Genomic DNA, 16,080 nt, shown 5'->3' with positions numbered 1-16,080 from the left:
CTGAATGTATGGGATTCCCTCATTGGGCGCAGTGCCGATGGTCAGGTTACTCCAATTGAGAGCATAGGTACTAGCGTTCTTGCTAATTGTATAGTGGACCCCGATATCTAGACAGCAGTTTAAGCTCTGAGTGGGGGGCTGAATCGGGATACTAACAAGATGACTGAAAAACGGAAGAGAAACACGTACAACGCTGAATTCAAGGCGAAAGTTGGTCTTGAGGCGATTCAGGGGGTCAAGACCGTCAACGAGATCGGTCAAGCCTACGGGGTCCATCCCGCCCAAGTGACCCAGTGGAAGAAGGCGATCCTCGAGCAGGCTGGCACGCTCTTCGAAGGCAAGCGGGGCCCCAAGCCAGTGTCGGAAAAGGATGCCCCGGACCGTCTCTACGGTGAGATTGGGCGCCTGAAGATGGAACTCGATTGGCTCAAAAAAAAGTCCGGGATCAACCTGCCGTGAACCGTCAAGACTGGATTGACGCGGGTGGCGAGATCTCCATCGTTCGCCAGTGTGCGCTGGCCGGGGTTTCCCGGGCGACCGTGTATGCGCGCTGGCGTTTGTCACCGGATGAGGCCGGCGACCTGCTGCTGTGTGGACTCATCGACGAGATCTACACACGACGGCCGTTCTACGGGAGTCGGCGCATGGTGGTCGAGCTGCGGACCCAGGGCCATAAGGTCAACCGTAAGTGTGTCCAGCGCCTGATGCGTCGGATGGGGTTGGCGGCGATCGCGCCGGGTCCGCATACCAGTCGTCCGCACCCGCAGCACAAGGTTTATCCGTATCGGCTGCGTGGCGTTGTGGTCAACCGGCCCAACCAGGTTTGGAGTACCGACATCACCTACATCCGTCTGGCTCAGGGCTTCGCCTACTTGGTCGCGATCCTGGACTGGTACAGCCGCAAGGTCTTGAGTTGGCGGCTCAGCAACACCATGGATACGACCTTCTGCGTTGACTGCCTCGAAGAGGCCCTGCAGCTGTACGGGCCACCGGAGATCTTCAACAGTGACCAGGGCTCGCAGTTCACGGCTGACTCGTTCACTGGCGTGCTCAAGCGAGAGGGAGTCACTATCAGCATGGATGGCCGCGGAAGGGCCTTTGACAACATCTTCGTCGAGCGACTCTGGCGGACGGTGAAATATGAAGACGTCTACCTCAAGGGCTACGCCAATCTCAAGGAAGTCACGCTGGGACTGATGGACTACTTCGCGTTCTACAACGGCGAACGCCCCCACGCGGCTCTGGCGAACGAGACACCGGATACGGTCTATCGGAACCGGCAGGGCGGAGGCGCACTGATCGTGGATAAGTACGGCCCGTCGGCTGTGACGCCACCCAGTGAAACCGCAGTACCAGGGCAGCGCTGTTCCGCTGCGAGCGACCCCCAAGCTATTGCTTAAACTCATACTCTTTCTGTCTTGACGATGGGGTCCACTTTATTGTGCCGGTAAGCGAATAGGTATCAGACCATTCCCATTCGTCACGAGCACCTTCAAGCTTCAACTCCACAGTAATTATTCTGTTGTTAATGTTTGCGTTGGTATTCGTGACTTTGAACAAAAACGTGGGGATGCCCTGCACCTGCCAACCGTTGATTTCCCCTGATGTGCTGCCCGTCTTTTGAAAGCTAATTTGGTTAGGCGCGTTGGTTACCGTGGTCGTCAGGGTAATGACCGCAGCCTGAGCCGTACCCACCAAGGTGCCGGCGCCGACCAACAGTGCCATGACTAGATGCTTCAGTGTGTTGTTCTTGTTGTGGGCTGTGTTCATCGACGTTGGATCCTTCACGAAAAGCGCTCGGTGGAAAACTGCATGCTAGTTTTTAAGCATGAAGTGTGCCTGTAGCGGGGTGATGGCTTCCGGATGCGATTTTATGAGGAATGTCTCAAGCTTTTAGTCTTGATATTGTAAAGAAATCCGACGTTTCTGCCTGTCAGGATAGAAAGACCCCATGATGCGGCTTTTCAAGGCAGAAAATGGCTAATAAACCGCGCCCAGCCCCCAGGCCTGCCCTCGTTTTTGGGGGGCCATGCGGAGGCCGGACGATGAAGGCGGGGGTGGTGTCGGAATTTTTTACACTCAAGGCCGGCGTCCGGCCAGCCACAGCTCCAGCACCATCAGCACCCACACCAGCTCCCCGTAATAGGCGGCGTGTTTGTCCCGGTGCAGGCGGATCAGCTCGTCGATGAACTCGGGCCGGATGATGTCCCGCCCCTTGAGGCGGGTCAGTGCATCCAGGGCAAGATCCCGCAGGGGCGGATGATCCCGCAGCCAGATGCCGAAGGGCAGGCCGAAACCATGCTTTTTCTTCTGAATGATGGCCTCCGGCAGAAAATCCCGGCAGGCCTGTTTGTAGAACCACCGCAACTGGTTGCCTTTGAGCTTCCGCGCCGACGGAATCTGGTTGGAGAGCATCATCAGGTCTTCGGCCAGCATCGGATAGGCTACCTCCACCCCAGCCAGCCGACAGGCCGTGTTCACCTTCACCAGATCGTTGTCGTGCAGGGTGAAATGCCAGTCCAGATACAGCATGCGGTTGAGCAGGGAAGCCCCTTCCGGTGCCGCGAACAGGCCTCGCTTCAGATCCCTGGGGGCGTGCAGGTCCACCGTGCCGACGAACCCCGCCGTGAAAACCTCCCGGGGATCATGGCGCTCCAGGAAGGCATAGGTATCCATCCGGTCCGGCAGCGGAATCCGCGCCTGAGTGACATAACTGTGGGCCTTGCGCAGCAGCGGCAGATTCGCCAGCGGGGCCGTGCCCGCGATCAGCCCCTGTCTGGCCCAGGCGGGCAGGCGGTTGAAATGCTCGAATACCCCTTGCTTGGCGTAGCGTTCGTTGCCGGCAAACAGCTCATCCCCACCATCGCCGGCCAGCATCAGTTCCACCCCTTCCTCGCGGGCCTTGCGGGCACACAGAAACGCCGGCAGCACGGAAGAATTACCGAACGGCTCATCGCAAGCAGCCGCCACATGCGGCAGCCAGGTGGTGATGTCGTCCGGCGTGACGTAATACTCATGGCCGACGGCCCCGAAATGGCCGCGGGCAAGCCGGGCATATTCCATCTCGTCGTAACCGGGCACATCAAAACCGATGGAGTAGGCGTGGGCCTCGTCGCTCACCCTGGCCAGCATCCCGGTGACGGTGGAGCTGTCCAGTCCGCCGCTCAGAAACGCGGCGGTGCGCGGCGCTTCCGGCGATGCGGCAACATCGCGCACCGCCTGCTCGATGATCGCCAGCATCTCCTTGCCCGCCCCGGCCACATCCACGGGAGTTTCCTCAAAGCGGGGCAGCCAGTAGGGGCGTACCCGATGCGTCCCGCGCTCCCACTCCAGCACATGCCCGCCGGGCAGCTTGCGGATGCCCTGGTAGATGCTTCGGGGGCTGGGGATGAAATGACAGTACACATAGTCATGGATCGCCTGGGCATCCAGATCACCGCCCAGCCCCGCCTCCACCAGTGGGGCCAGGGCACTGCAGAAGCTCAGCCGGGTGCCGTCCTGGGCATAATAGAGCTGCCGGATGCCGATCTTGTCCACCGCCAGCAGGCCGCGCCCGCGTTCCGGCTCCAGGATCGCCAGCGCAAAAGGCCCCTTGAGGACGGTCAGTGCTGCCGCGCCCTGACGGCGGTAATCCCGGGCCAGTGCTTGCAGGACGGCATCCACGCTGGTAGCGTCGCCATGATGCGCCCGGCCTGTCAGGGTCAGGATCAGTCCATCGGTTTGCAGCACACCACCACCGGCAGCGGCACAGAAGGCCGGCCCTTGACTGACCAGGGCGCCGCCCTCCAGTCTTCCGGAAAGTGTGGAACGGATCACGGTGTCGAAGTCGTCGGCCGTGGTCAGCGCGCCTGCAATGCCCTGGGTTGGCCTCACGTCGTGCAACTTGGGGGAGTCGGTCATGGCGGGTGCATCATGGAACATGAATAATCATGGTAATCCGAACCATCGGGATGGACCAGCATGAGAATCGCGATCTTTGGGATGGGGTACGTGGGGGCGGTCTCGGCCGCGTGTCTGGCACGGGATGGCCATGAGGTCGTCGGGGTCGACATCGACCCGCACAAGCTGGATCTGTTGCGTCGTGGGCATTCCCCCATCGTGGAAGAAGGTATCCAGGAGCTGACCGCCCAGGTGGTACAGGCGGGACGCCTGACGGTTACTGATGATGTGAGCGAAGCCATCCGGCGCTCGGAAGTGTCCTTCATCATTTTGCGCGAGAAACCCCGTCCTTCAGGGCGGGGAGGGATAGCGCATCGTGCGCAGCACGATCACGCGGCCCTGGTCGCGTCCTCCTGTGTCGGTTTGGGTTGCAAGGCATAGCCATAGCCATCAGCTCTTTGTAGCAGGCGGCAATGGCGGTGTGAAATCCCCTGAACCACACCCTCTCGGGTCTGGATATTAAAACTGCCGGTGGCGCGAATGGCCACCCGGCCCTGATAGGTGCCGGCCTTTTTACCGGTCGGTACGTTGGCCTGCACCAGATCCCCGGTCTGAAAGCCTTTTACCTGTTTTTGCCGCATCAGGTAGCCACGGGGAAAGCCAAAGCGGTTGAGCCGGGTGCGCTGATAACTGCCCCGGCCCGTGGCCCGCACCGTCAATGTGGGCACGTTCCAGTGGGTGATGGCGGTGACTGGCCCGACACAGGCCGCATCCAGGGCATGGGTCTTGGGAATGCCCAATCGCTGTCGATTGTATTTGGTGCGGCCACCGCTACTGGTGATCACCGGCAGGCCCGTGGCCTGAAGCTGTCGGAACAGTGCCCAGCGGGTGCTGTTGACGGCGGCGGCATCCTTGAGGGGGGCCTTGGCCTGGGCCTTGATCCGTTGCAGGCGCTTGGGATCATCGGCCAGAAACACTTCCACGGGCTGATTCCCCTTGGCCTGATTGCAGTCACGACAAGCCAGGGTCAGATTGCTGACCCGGTCCGAGCCGCCCCGGCTTTGGGGGTGAATATGGTCGATCTCCAAGGGCACGTTCCTGGCGCCGCAATAGGCACAGCACCGTTGCCACTTCTCCAGCAGATATTCCCTGACCTCATAACCGTGCAATGTCCCCTGTTGGTATTCAACGCCGCTGATTTCTGGATTTTCCATCGTCTGCATATCAAACCGGACCCGCTCCATGATGATCCCCGTCACTGGGGCCAGTCGGCACAATCGGTTCACCCAGGCCATCGTGGTATCGACCCGATGTTGCAGGCTGGGGGCCAGCCAGCCCCGTGGCCGGGTCCGGTTGTGAACCGGGGCGCCCGGTGGCGCAACTGTCCCCGGCGCCGCCGACGAAAGGCACGGCGCTGGGTCAAATTTTCACTGATCTGTTGGCCCCGATGCTCGATCTCCATCAGCATCACTACCTGCTGATGCTCTGGATCAGAATCATCCTCCGCGAATCACCGTGACTCCGGTGGTCTTGCTGCCGGGGTCAATCTTGATCTGGATGGGTTGCAGCACGGATTCTTCCACCGTGCGATCCTTGAGCCGGATGGTGAACGGACGCATCCGGTGGACCACGGCCCGGCCCCGCTCCAGCAGCAACCGTGCCCGCTTCTCCGAGCAGGGCATCAGGGGCTTTTTCCTCTTGTCCAGTACCAAAACCGCCATCTCAAATGCTCTCAAAACAGAACCCTTACGGGTCCGGTGACGTGGGGCTTACGCCCCATCTCCCCTCGGGAATGTCTGCAACCGGCTCCCGCTTGTGCGGCGGCTGGAACCTTCGGCGCTTTACCTTTCGCCAGCATGATCCCAGCCTTCCAGAGCGGCGGACTGAGGCAGCATCCGCCGGTGGGTCTTGACGACCTGTTGCAAACGTAGCGGACTTTCACCGCTCTCCCTGGTCAACCCGGCTTGCTCTCACAAGCCCCCGACTTCAGTCGGGGGTAGTTGACCTGCGTCGGCACCCCCTCCAGCCGCAACGGCAGCCAGGATCTTGCCGCCGTGCGCAACGTGGCCCGGCAGATCGGCGAAGCCCTGGTGCTGACGGACCACTATCACACCGTGGTGCTGCGCTCCACCGTCAAGCCCGGCACCACCCTGGAGCTGGTGGGGCCGGCGCTGGAGTCCGCATCCGGCAAGCGGGTGGGGGAGGGCTTCGGCCTGGCCTTCCAGCCGGAGTTTCTGCGGGAAGGCTCCTCCATCAAGGACTATGATCATCCCCCCTTCACCGTGGTGGGTGCCGATTCCGAACGCACCCTGGACCAGGTGAAGCCCATCTTCGAACATCTGCCCTGCGAGTTCGTGGGTACCGGGATCGGCACGGCGGAAATGGTCAAGTACGCCTGCAATGCCTTCCACGCCCTCAAGATCGTCTTTGCCAACGAGGTGGGACGCCTGTCCCAGTCCCTGGGCCTGGACTCCCGCGAGGTGATGGAACTGGTCACCCGGGACCGCCAGCTCAACATTTCCCCGGCCTACCTGCGTCCCGGTTTTGCCTTCGGCGGCTCCTGCCTGCCCAAGGATTTGCGGGCGGTCCTCTACATGGCCAAGGAGCAGGACACCGAGCTACCCATGCTCGGCAGCCTCATTCCCAGCAACCAGCAGCAGATCGACCATGCGGTGGATTTTGTCCTGGACAGCGGCAAGCGGCGCGTGGGCCTGATCGGCCTGAGTTTCAAGAGCGGCACCGACGACATGCGCGAAAGCCCCCTGGTGGAACTGGCGGAGCGTCTGATCGGCAAGGGCATGGACCTGAAGATCCACGACCCCAACGTGCAGCTGTCCCGGGTCATCGGCGCCAACCGGCGCTACATCGAGGAGACACTGCCCCATATCGCCTCCCTGCTGATGGAAGATTGCCGTGCCCTCATCGAACACTCGGAAGTGATCGTCCTGGGGCTGAGTGATGCCCCGCTGGTGGCACAGTTGCTGGCCCATGCCGGTCCGGAACAGCAGGTGCTTGACCTGGTGGGTATCAAGGACCGCGGCGCCCTCAAGGCCGCCTATCAGGGGATCTGCTGGTGAGCGAACGTCCGTCCCTGGTCTTTGTGTCACCCCGGTTTCTGTTTCCCACCGACGAAGGCGGCAAGATCCGCACCACCCAGATCCTGCGGGGCATGAAGGGCGGGCGGTTTCACATCACCCTCATGTCGCCGGCCACGCCCGAGCAGACGGCCCGACATCGGGAAGAGATCGAAGCGGTCTGCGACCGCTTCATCGCCTGGCCGGCCCGTAGTGTCGGGCCGTTGCACAGGATCACCCGGCTGCGCCATTTACTGTCCCTCAAGCCCGTCTCCGTGGCCGCCGGCGTGGACCCCGTGGCCCGCCGACGGGTGCGTGAACAACTTCAGCAGGGTGCCCAGGTGGCCGTGTTCGATTTCATCCACGCCGCCACCCTGGCCCCCCTCCACGGCCTGTGCCCCACCGTGATGTTCACCCACAACGTGGAGGCGGAGATTTTTCGCCGTCATGCCGAGGTGGCCGGCCATCCCTTGAAACGCTACGTCTGGCGGGGTCAGCATCGCAAGATGGCTCGTTTCGAAGCCCGGGAACTGCCCCGTTTCGATACCGTGGTGGCAGTCTCGGAACGGGATGCCGAGGCATTCCGGGCCATGCCTCGGAACCGTCGGGTGGAGGCCATCCCCACCGGCGTGGATCTGGACTTCTTTGCCTACCGGCCGCCCGGCGACGGGGACCACCTGATCTTCACCGGTGCCATGGACTGGCAGGCCAACATCGACGGCATCCGCTTTTTCATGGACGAGGTCTGGCACTTGCTGGTGCAGCGTCGCCCCGGTGCGCGCATGACCGTGGTGGGACGCAGGCCCCATCCGGAACTGGTGGAGCAGGCGGCCCGGCGCAACCTGCCCTGGACCTTCACCGGCTTTGTGGATGACATCCGCCCCCATGTATACGGTGGCGCGGCCTATGTGATCCCCCTGCGGGTGGGGGGCGGCACCCGCATCAAGGCCTACGAGGCCATGGCCATGGGCCTGCCGGTGGTTTCCACCGGGCTGGGGGTGGAAGGCCTGCCGCTCACCGATGGCGAGCAGTTTCTGCAGGCGGATACCCCGGAGGCCATGGCCCAGGCCCTGGACCGGCTCCTGTCGGATTCGGCCCTGCGGCTACGGCTGTCACAGGCCGCCCGCCGCCACGTGGAAGATCACTGCTCCTCCCTGGCGGTGGCCAGGTGTTTTGAGGATATCTGCCAAAGGACCATGAACGGGCAAGGGTAGGGGGTGTTCCATGCATGAAGGGTTCGTTCGCTCGGTAGTGTTCCCCCTCCATGAACGCCTTCGGGGACGCAGCACTGCCGCCTGTTATGCCTCGCTGAGGGGCAGTGAACGCCTGTCTCCGGACGCTCTCAAGGCCCTGCAGGACCGCAAGCTGCAAAGGCTCATGACCCATTGCTGGCACCATGTGCCCTTCTACCGCCGGCGCTTCGAGGCGCTGGGGGTGTCCCATCCGGAAGAACTGGGCCGGGAGGTCCTGACCCGGCTGCCCCTGCTGGAGAGGGCCGATGTGCGCGAATACCTGGACGATCTGACGGCCGATGACCACCGGGATCGGCTGATTCGCCATACCACCGGCGGCTCCACCGGCCAGCCCCTGGTGTTCTACACCGATCCCATCAAGGAATCCTGGCACAATGCCGCCAAGTTGCGGGGCCGGGCCTGGTTCGGCATCGAGCCCGGGAGCCGTCAGGTGGATTACTGGGGGTCTCCGGTGGAGCTGAGCAAGCAGGACGCCTTGCGCCGCTTCAAGGACCGCCGGTTTCTCAATCAGGTGGTGATCTCCGGGCTGGACCTGCGTGACGAGGCCCTGGCCCGGGGCGCGGAGCAACTGCGCCGTTTCCGTCCTCGACTGGTCTATGGCTACCCCACCGTGCTCTACCATGTGGCCCTTTACATGGAACGCCACCCACAAGCCTTCGGCGGCTGGCGCCCTGAACTGGTGACCTGCACCTCCGAAGTCCTCTATCCCAACCAGCGGGACAAGATGCTGGAGGTCTTCCAGTGTCCGGTGGGCAACGAATACGGTTCCCGTGACGGCGGACACCTGGCCCACGAATGCCCCGCCGGGCGCCTGCATATCGCCGCCGAGCATGTACTGCTGGAGTTGGATGAGCCCGATGCACAGGGCGTGGGCGACCTGGTGGTGACCAATCTCGACGGCCACGGCATGCCCCTGCTGCGCTACCGCCTCGGTGATCGAGTGGCGTTGGAGGCGGAGCCCTGTCCCTGCGGACTCACCCTGCCCACCCTGGGGCAGGTCATGGGGCGCATGACGGATTTCATCGTGGCTCGGGACGGCAGTCTGATCCACAGTGCCGCCCTGGTGGGCATCCTGCGGGAACTGCCGGATCTCAAGCAGTTCCGCATCATCCAGCGTCGAGACCTGTCCATCGAGATCCTACTGGTGCGCGATGCCCCGTTCCCCCAGGCCCTGTTGGATGAGGTGTGTCGCAGGATGCAGGGCATGATGGGCACGGATCTTCCCGTCACCTTCTCGTTTCCCGACCACATCCCGCCGGGGAAGTCCGGGAAGTACGTCACCTTGATTTCGGAAGCCTACGCATCTCGCCCATGAACATACCTGAACCGACCTGGCGCATCGGTCTGGTGGGGCCGTTGCCCCCCCCCCCCGGCGGCATTGCCAACCAGACCCGGCAGCTGGCCCGTCTGCTGCAGGAGGATCATCTGGTGGTGAAACTGGTCCAGATGAACGCGCCCTATCACCCCGGCTGGATTGAGCGCATCCGCGGCGTGCGCGCCTTGTTTCGTCTTGTCCCCTATGTGGTATCCCTGTGGCGGCTGTGCGACCGAATCAGCGTCATGCACGTCATGGCCAACTCCGGTTGGTCCTGGCATCTGTTCGCGGCCCCCGCCATCTGGATCGGGCGTATCCGGGGGGTGCCGGTGGTCGTCAATTACCGGGGCGGTGGGGCGGAAGCCTTCTTCGAGCAGTCCTGGCGCTGGATACGCCCCACCATGTCGCGGGCGTCGCGCATCATCGTTCCCTCCGGCTTTCTGCGGGATGTCTTTGGGCGTTTCCATGCCGAGGCGGTGGTGGTCCCCAATGTGATCGACCTTTCAAAATTTGCCCCGCATCGATCCTATGTCCCCTGTACCCCTGGAGCGGGGGGAGGGGGGCCGCACCTCATCGTGACCCGTAACCTGGAAGACATCTACGACAACGCCACGGCCATCCGTGCCCTGGCCCTGATCCGGGAACATCACCCCGAGGCGCGAATGACCATCGCCGGTGACGGACCGGAGCGCCCCGCCCTGGAGGCCCTGGTGCAATCGCTGCAACTGACGCCGTGGGTCACGTTTGCCGGCCGTCTGGAAGTTGGCCTGCTGCCGGACCTGTATCGCAGTGCCGACATCATGCTCAATCCCAGTCTGATCGATAACACCCCCAACTCCATTCTGGAGGCCTTGGCCAGTGGGGTTCCCGTCGTCAGTACCCATGTGGGGGGCGTACCCTATCTGGTGGAGGATGGCAGCACCGCCCTGCTGGTGCCTCCGGGTGAACCCCGGGCCATGGCCGAGGCCGTATGCCGACTCATGGATTCCCCTGGCCTAGTTTCACGGCTGCGCCGCAACGGTCTGGAGGCGGTGGGTGGCTTTCAATGGGAGCAGGTACGCCAGGTGTTATATGGCGTCTATCGGGAGGCGATGGAACCATGACACATTACACTGCAACCATTTCCGGTATGTCCCGCAACTTGCTGACTCCGGAGCCCAGTAGTCGACTGGATCGCGGCCTGGTGGATCTGACCGGAAGGCTGTTGCCCATGATCTGCAAGGGTGGCGCAAATGGGCGACTGTCCATTCTCATCTTCCACCAGGTCCTTCCCGAGCCGGACCCCTTCAGACCGGAAGCACTGGATGCCGAAACCTTTCACTGGCAGATTGCCTTGCTGGCGGAACACTTCAACTTGCTGAGCCTGCCGGAGGCCATGGAGAGACTGAGCCAGGGCACCTTGCCTCCCAAGGCGGTCTGCGTGACCTTTGACGACGGTTACGCGGACAATGCCAACGTGGCTTTGCCCATTCTGCTGAAGCATCGCGTTCCCGCCACGTTTTTCATTTCCACCGGCTATCTGGATGGTGGGCGGATGTGGCATGACACGGTGATCGAGGCCATGCGCCTGATGGAAACCGACCTGCTGGATCTGAGCGACAGTCTGGGCCAGCGTTTCCTGACCGGCTCGATTCATGAAAAACGCCGTTCCACCCGCCGACTCATTGCCCTGTTGAAAAACCTGGACCCTTCCGACCGTGATGCACTGATACAGCGCATCATCGAGCCCGTATCGAGCGGTTTGCCCACGGACCTGATGATGACCTCGAACCAGGTTCGACGGTTGCAGAAATCCGGCATGGTCTTGGGCTGTCATACGGTCAGCCATCCCATTTTCACGACCGTGGGCATCGAGACGGTGCGGCAGGAAATCCAGCAGGGACGAGCCGAGCTGCAGTCCCTGCTGGATGAGTCGGTGACCCTGTTCGCCTATCCCAACGGCCGTCCGTTTGATGACTATCAGGCCGAACATGTCAGGCTGGTGCGCGATCTGGGTTTCGAAGCCGCCTTCAGCACCGCCGGTGGCGTGGCTACCCGGAATGCCGACCGCTGGCAACTGCCTCGCTTTTCACCTTGGGATCGCATTCCATCCCGCTTCATGGCGCGCCTATTGCTCAATGCGGTCAATGCGGCTTCAACGCGGGTCCCTTTGTCCTGATAACCTCACTGTCGGGATGGTTGACATCCTCATCTTAAAATACCTCTCTGGCCTTTTTAAGGCTTTGATTATCAATGAATTAAAAAACTGGTGTCTTTTTTGCTTGTTTCAGGCGGAGAAATCAAGCGACGTCGGAGACATCAATGAAAACGCTAAAATCGGCATGTATTGCCGGCGGCATGATTGGGCTGCTGGCGATGGGGATGAGCGGTGTTGCTTCGGCGGCGCTGGTTGTTGATCGCGGACTCCCCAATACAAACCTCAATAACGTTGCCGGTCCGGATCGAAGCAACGTGGCTTGGGATTTCGGCAGTGAAGCCGGTGGAACCGGCGATGCATGGATTGCCGGTGATGATTTCACCCTGCCTTGCCTGTCCTGTCAGCCCAAGCACACCGACTACTGGAATATTTACCGGATCACCGTCTGGGCCATTGCAGGAGGGTATGAGTCCGATTTCCAACTGGGTGATCGTTACCAGACCATTTCCCTGTTCCTGGGGCAGGATCAGGGAGAAGACACGGTGGTGCCGCGCGTGGCAACGGCCAACGTGACCGGTAATGAGACGGACAATGCCAACGTCACCATCACTCCCGTGGAGTATCCGGATAACCCCGGTGTGGCCTACCAGGGGTCCGGTGGCAGTTTCATTCAGATCTGGCAGATTGACTTCTTTGATCTGGGGATCTTCTCCGAAGGCCAATATCTCTTTGCGGCGGACGGCATCAGTACCACGGGTGATCCCCAGCCCCTGTGGTTCAACCATGCTTCCAACGCCGCTCTGAGCGGCACCCCTCAGGATCAGTCGGATGACCTGTACCGCTGGTTCTTCGGTAATGCCGGCCTGGATGAAATCGTTTTCGGTGGCATGGTGGATTCCGACGGTTTTGGTTGGGACAAGTCCAGCGACATCAATATCCGGGTCTATGCCGAGCATGTCCGGACGGATATCCCCGAACCCGGTAGCCTGCTGCTGATGGGCATGGGTATTCTGGGCCTGCTCTCCGCCATGCGTCGTCGCCGGATGTTTTCTTGATGGAATGAGCCCCGTCCGTCTTCACTCATAGGGCGTATCGGCAAAGGCCCCCTGCGTCACATGACGATGCAGGGGGCCTTTTCAGTCATGTCGCCGCCGCAGCCTGAGTACCTGCCTCAGCACATAGGCTTCCGCCCCGGCGGGGCGGCCCGCCAGCCACCACAGCAGGATGATGGCCAACGTGTAGCTGACCATGCCCAGTCCGATGCGGGCCATCAGGATTAGCCATTCCGGTCCCGGGATCAACTCGCCAAGCTGCGTCACGCACAGTGCCATGAAAAGGGCCGCCAGCAGGGGCCGATAGACCACACCCACCAACTCGCCCACTTTCAGACCCGACAATGTCCGGGTCAGCAACCCGGCAAACACGGCCACCCCCAGTGCCGCCACGAACAATCTCAACCAAGCGATTTCCAAGGCACCCGCCTGGGGCAGGAGCATCACCGCGAGCACGGCAAAAACACCCACTTGCCACCAGGTATAGGCAGCCACCAGCTTCACACGCCCCAGGGTCAGGCAGACATAGATGCCGCTGGAGAGCAGGGCGGTGACCACCGTGACCAGCGCGATGATCTCCACGAAAGGCACGATGAACCCCCATTGCTCACCCAGCAGTATGGCCACTGCCTCTCGGGCCACCAGGGCCAGCCCCGTGCCGGCGGGAATCACGATCAAGGCCTGTACCCCCTGCGCCAGCAGGAATAGACGCTTGAGTTCAGTCAGATCCTGCTTCACCCGCACAAAGGCCGGGAACAGCACCCGATTGATCGGCGCCAGCAGTTCGGTGGTGGGCATGCTGGAAATCTCGTTGGCCAGGGAATATCCCCCCGTCACGGTGGTGCTGTCCCGCCGCCCCACCAACATCATGTGCAACGACTGATCCAGATAGACACCGATATTGCGCACCAGTACCCACTGTGAAATACCAAAAATCTCATGGAATCGGGCCAGACTCAGCCGGGGCCGCATGGGATGCATCACATAGCTCAGTACCAGGCCGAAGGCACGACCCGCCAAAGTCCCGATCACCAGTGCCCAGAACGACTGCAGCACGAAGGCGGCCCCGATGGTGGTCCCAAAGCCGACCATTCGTCGGGCAAACAGGAACTGGAAATCCTCGACAAAGCGCATCTCCTTCTGGAAATTCACGATGCCGATATTCTCCAGCCCGCTCAATAAAAAGGAGAGGGCAAGAATCTGTATGACCAGGGTGAGGCTTGGCTCGTCAAAAAAGATCGCCGCCCACGGCGCCGCCACCCACACCAGCGCGGCGGCCGCCGCACATTGCAGCAGACGCAGGGTCCAGGCCGTGTTGTAATGGTCCTGAGATGGAGAGGGGGTCTGAATCAGGGCCACATGCACGCCCAGATCCAGCAGAACATCCGCCAGGCCAATGACCAGGGAGGCCATGACAATGATGCCGAAATCCTCGGGCGCCAAAAGGCGTGCAAGGATGATGACGCTGACAAGACCGATCAGGCGGTCGGTCCAGCGCATGGCGATGGTCAGCGCGGCACCCTTGGCGACGCTGGTGGGGGCATTGGCCAAAAAAGAACGCTCTGATTATCTGTTCAGTTCCAGTGACCTGCTCGCTGCAGCCTGTTTCGCAGGCCGGGCAGTGGATGGCCGAGAGAATAAGCTTTCTCGGCTTGCTCCCTGGCGGCACGGTAATCTCTCAGATCAAACAGCAACAGTCCGAAATTGTAGTGAAATTCGGCGGAATCTTCGCCTAGCTCAGCGGCTTTTTCGAAATGAGGGAGCGCGCGCCGGGGATGCCCGGAGAGATGCAAATGCATGCCGTAGAGCATCCTGACGGTGCCATCGTCGGGGGTGAAGCGCATGGCACGGTCGAAGTAGCAGTCTGCGCTGCGTCGCCAGCCACTTAGCATATGAGCATTAGGCAAGGAGCCGTTGTTTTGACGCTCAAGCCGAGATATTGCCCATAGGGCGCGGTGGTGGTTGGGCCATTCACGTAATGTATAATCTATATCATCTAGTAGGAAGCTTGTCCTTCCACCCTGTAAGTTTTCTATTTGTGGTGTGAAGTGATTGGTCGACTGCGGAATTCCTTTGCTAAAATCATGGCGTCGATAATCAAAGGGGCCGTCAGGGTTGCTAAGGCTTCCACACTGGGCTTCGCCGCCGATGAAATATGCATTTGCCTCGTTTGCTTTGTTGAGCGAGATGATTAATGTTAAGCTGATGACTGCGTATAGTGCGATTATTTTCATTTTCTCTTACCCTTTCACGGGCGTGGGGTTTTCTTCAGATTTGTAATTTTCGGCATAAATTTTTATAAAAATTTTAATTTCTTTTTATTGCCTTATTGCCTTATTGCCTTATTGCCTTATTGCCGAAAGAATAAACTGTCTGATTTGAGTTTTTAATGGTAAGTTTTCTCGGTACTTTATGATTGATGCTATGGCCTCTCGGGTTTTTTTTGCCTTCCTCAATGACCATATTAAGCTTATGATTTCTCTTTCATATGCCTCGGTAAACTCATGTGTCATCGAATGAGTTTTTTTGCTAAGAATTTCCTCGAGCATTCTTATGCCATCACTTGCGCGTCGTATTGCAATTTCAATCTTTATGTGATCTGGGGCATTTTGATCTGTGCTTAGGTAACTTACGCGAAATTGCCTTCCTGTTCCATGTGACTGAAGATTTAGCCCAATATCAGTTAATTCGCCAAGTAACCATATGAAATGGATATCAAGCCGAGCTCCAACGTGTCCTGAAAACATAAGCGATCGAGCATGATCGCTCCGTACCACAATTGTACCCAACGCTGTTGTGAAAAAGGGGCGTACTAACGGAGCTCTCTTTCGGATAAGGAATCTACTTAACTGATCTATTGGAGAAAAATCGCCTAGCAATTTTTCGGGGGGGGATTGTAGATTTCCCCCTTCATGTCTAAGGCCCATTACAGCCCCTAATTGTGGGTGGCGAGAAATAAAGGAAAAACATTTTTCAATATGATCAGGGTTCCAGGTGTCGTCATCATCAAGAAAGGCCACCCAGTTGGATTTTGCCTCTGTGATTCCCTGGTTAAGGGCAGATGCCATTCCGCCATTTTTTTTGTATATATATTTTGTTCTGATGGGGGCATCCTTGAATACTTCTTTAATTACATGTTGAGTATTATCAGAGCTTCCGTCATCAATCACGATTAGTTCATCAACTGGATGAGATTGAGAAAAAATACTTAGGATTGCATCGGAAACGATATTTGCCCGGTTGTATGTGGTGACGATTGCTGTAATGGAGGTGTCAGTCATGGTATGGAAAACCTGTCAGGCAAGTTGTCTATAGGCTTTATTTTTTGCTTAAAAATAGCATGCTGGATATTTGTTATCAATAAGTTTGG

At 59.8% G+C, this 16,080-nt stretch carries 12 protein-coding genes and 2 pseudogenes; 8 read left to right on the top strand and 6 right to left on the bottom strand.

Features of this window, described 5'->3' with window-relative positions; all coding sequences use genetic code 11:
* Positions 1-159: 159 nt before the first annotated feature.
* Positions 160-1,400, top strand: a pseudogene (locus ACLF6L_RS13115) (IS3 family transposase).
* Here the strand turns inward: ACLF6L_RS13115 and ACLF6L_RS13110 are convergent.
* Together ACLF6L_RS13110 and ACLF6L_RS13105 are read right to left on the bottom strand one after the other, a co-directional pair.
* Complete coding sequence (locus tag ACLF6L_RS13110) at positions 1,390-1,770, bottom strand: hypothetical protein (RefSeq protein ID WP_412851833.1); 381 nt, start codon at positions 1,768-1,770, stop codon at positions 1,390-1,392. The pseudogene ACLF6L_RS13115 and the gene ACLF6L_RS13110 overlap by 11 nt on opposite strands.
* 309 nt (positions 1,771-2,079) lie before the next feature.
* Positions 2,080-3,921 (bottom strand): asparagine synthetase B family protein, encoded by a 1,842-nt coding sequence (locus ACLF6L_RS13105; protein ID WP_412851832.1) that lies wholly within the window; start codon positions 3,919-3,921, stop codon positions 2,080-2,082.
* Between the two features lie 39 nt (positions 3,922-3,960).
* Between ACLF6L_RS13105 and ACLF6L_RS13100 the strand changes: the two genes are divergently transcribed.
* Positions 3,961-4,320: a 3-hydroxyacyl-CoA dehydrogenase NAD-binding domain-containing protein gene (locus ACLF6L_RS13100; protein ID WP_412851831.1), complete on the top strand. Its 360-nt coding sequence runs from the start codon at positions 3,961-3,963 to the stop codon at positions 4,318-4,320.
* On the opposite strand, the pseudogene iscB reads toward ACLF6L_RS13100, so the two are convergent.
* Positions 4,269-5,600 (bottom strand): annotated as a pseudogene (iscB, locus tag ACLF6L_RS13095) (RNA-guided endonuclease IscB). The gene ACLF6L_RS13100 and the pseudogene iscB sit on opposite strands and share 52 nt — an antisense overlap.
* Before the next feature lie 279 nt (positions 5,601-5,879).
* On the opposite strand from iscB, the gene ACLF6L_RS13090 reads away from it, so the two are divergent.
* The 6 genes from ACLF6L_RS13090 to ACLF6L_RS13065 all read left to right on the top strand — a co-directional run bounded on the left by ACLF6L_RS13090 (position 5,880) and on the right by ACLF6L_RS13065 (position 12,713).
* Positions 5,880-6,956 carry a nucleotide sugar dehydrogenase gene (locus ACLF6L_RS13090; RefSeq protein ID WP_412851830.1) on the top strand — a complete coding sequence of 359 codons (1,077 nt, stop codon included), beginning with the start codon at positions 5,880-5,882 and terminating at the stop codon, positions 6,954-6,956.
* Entirely contained in the window at positions 6,953-8,167 is a 1,215-nt protein-coding gene (locus ACLF6L_RS13085) for a glycosyltransferase (RefSeq protein ID WP_412851829.1), read from the top strand. The genes ACLF6L_RS13090 and ACLF6L_RS13085 overlap by 4 nt, the downstream gene beginning before the upstream one ends.
* 10 nt (positions 8,168-8,177) lie before the next feature.
* The gene (locus ACLF6L_RS13080; RefSeq protein ID WP_412851828.1) at positions 8,178-9,521 is read left to right on the top strand and encodes a phenylacetate--CoA ligase family protein; all 1,344 of its coding nucleotides are present in this window, start codon (positions 8,178-8,180) and stop codon (positions 9,519-9,521) included.
* Positions 9,518-10,624, top strand: a complete 1,107-nt coding sequence (locus ACLF6L_RS13075) for a glycosyltransferase family 4 protein (protein ID WP_238616194.1) — start codon at positions 9,518-9,520, stop codon at positions 10,622-10,624. The genes ACLF6L_RS13080 and ACLF6L_RS13075 overlap by 4 nt, the downstream gene beginning before the upstream one ends.
* A gap of 107 nt (positions 10,625-10,731) precedes the next feature.
* Positions 10,732-11,679 carry a polysaccharide deacetylase family protein gene (locus ACLF6L_RS13070; RefSeq protein ID WP_238616515.1) on the top strand — a complete coding sequence of 316 codons (948 nt, stop codon included), beginning with the start codon at positions 10,732-10,734 and terminating at the stop codon, positions 11,677-11,679.
* Positions 11,680-11,972: 293 nt separating this feature from the next.
* Entirely contained in the window at positions 11,973-12,713 is a 741-nt protein-coding gene (locus ACLF6L_RS13065; protein ID WP_412851827.1) for a PEP-CTERM sorting domain-containing protein, read from the top strand.
* An 81-nt stretch (positions 12,714-12,794) separates the two neighbouring features.
* Here ACLF6L_RS13065 and ACLF6L_RS13060 read toward each other — a convergent pair whose 3' ends face one another.
* From ACLF6L_RS13060 to ACLF6L_RS13050, 3 genes are all read right to left on the bottom strand, one after another.
* On the bottom strand, positions 12,795-14,261 hold the full coding sequence (locus ACLF6L_RS13060; protein WP_412851826.1) for a lipopolysaccharide biosynthesis protein: 1,467 nt from the start codon (positions 14,259-14,261) through the stop codon (positions 12,795-12,797).
* A gap of 23 nt (positions 14,262-14,284) precedes the next feature.
* Positions 14,285-14,944, bottom strand: coding sequence for a hypothetical protein (locus ACLF6L_RS13055; RefSeq protein WP_412851825.1), 660 nt, complete (start codon positions 14,942-14,944; stop codon positions 14,285-14,287).
* Positions 14,945-15,052: 108 nt separating this feature from the next.
* On the bottom strand, positions 15,053-15,991 hold the full coding sequence (locus tag ACLF6L_RS13050) for a glycosyltransferase family A protein (RefSeq protein ID WP_412851824.1): 939 nt from the start codon (positions 15,989-15,991) through the stop codon (positions 15,053-15,055).
* Between the last annotated feature and the right edge of the window lie 89 nt (positions 15,992-16,080).

The organism is Ectothiorhodospira shaposhnikovii, assembly GCF_047222355.1.
Classification (GTDB): domain Bacteria; phylum Pseudomonadota; class Gammaproteobacteria; order Ectothiorhodospirales; family Ectothiorhodospiraceae; genus Ectothiorhodospira.
Note: the sequence above shows the minus strand (reverse complement) of the source record. Positions and strands in the feature narration are given on the sequence as shown.

What these genes read in the sequence shown, in the direction of transcription:
- ACLF6L_RS13105 (WP_412851832.1), bottom strand. Translation starts at nt 3,921, where the DNA reads ATGTTCCATGATGCACCCGCCATGACCGACTCCCCCAAGTTGCACGAC.
- ACLF6L_RS13055 (WP_412851825.1), bottom strand. Translation starts at nt 14,944, where the DNA reads ATGAAAATAATCGCACTATACGCAGTCATCAGCTTAACATTAATCATC.
- ACLF6L_RS13070 (WP_238616515.1), top strand. Translation starts at nt 10,732, where the DNA reads ATGATCTGCAAGGGTGGCGCAAATGGGCGACTGTCCATTCTCATCTTC.
- ACLF6L_RS13080 (WP_412851828.1), top strand. Translation starts at nt 8,178, where the DNA reads ATGCATGAAGGGTTCGTTCGCTCGGTAGTGTTCCCCCTCCATGAACGC.
- ACLF6L_RS13100 (WP_412851831.1), top strand. Translation starts at nt 3,961, where the DNA reads ATGAGAATCGCGATCTTTGGGATGGGGTACGTGGGGGCGGTCTCGGCC.
- ACLF6L_RS13050 (WP_412851824.1), bottom strand. Translation starts at nt 15,991, where the DNA reads ATGACTGACACCTCCATTACAGCAATCGTCACCACATACAACCGGGCA.
- ACLF6L_RS13075 (WP_238616194.1), top strand. Translation starts at nt 9,518, where the DNA reads ATGAACATACCTGAACCGACCTGGCGCATCGGTCTGGTGGGGCCGTTG.
- ACLF6L_RS13110 (WP_412851833.1), bottom strand. Translation starts at nt 1,770, where the DNA reads ATGAACACAGCCCACAACAAGAACAACACACTGAAGCATCTAGTCATG.